The 340-nt window shown below is 67.4% G+C and carries 1 protein-coding gene and 1 pseudogene; both read left to right on the top strand.

Annotated features, from left to right (window positions below; genetic code table 11):
- Positions 1-188: oligopeptide/dipeptide ABC transporter ATP-binding protein (locus tag HX846_RS36490; RefSeq protein WP_372242063.1), on the top strand; the 188-nt coding region annotated here is incomplete at its 5' end.
- Positions 185-340: pseudogene (locus HX846_RS40080) on the top strand (ABC transporter ATP-binding protein); the annotation flags it as partial. The gene HX846_RS36490 and the pseudogene HX846_RS40080, both read left to right, overlap by 4 nt.

Genomic DNA, 340 nt, shown 5'->3' on the forward strand with positions numbered 1-340 from the left:
GCCAGCCCGCCACCAGCAGCGGCCACGCCCTGTTGCGCACCATCGCCGGCCAACCGCCATTGCTCGACGCATTGCCCAAGGGCTGCCGGTTCAACCCGCGCTGCCCGCAAGTCGGCAGCTTGTGCACCGAGCTGCTGCCGGAAGGCGCGCGGGTGGCCTGTCACTATCCCCTGGGAGTTCGCCCATGACGTTGTTGCAGGTGAATGACCTTGAGGTGCGTTTTGCCGCCGCCGGCAGCGGCCTGTTCGGCCTGAATAAACAGTGGGTGAGGGCGGTCAACGGGGTGTCGTTGACCCTGGCCGCCGGTGAAACACTGGGTTTGGTGGGCGAGTCCGGCAGC

It is taken from the genome of Pseudomonas sp. K5002, assembly GCF_013386655.1.
Classification (GTDB): Bacteria; Pseudomonadota; Gammaproteobacteria; order Pseudomonadales; family Pseudomonadaceae; genus Aquipseudomonas.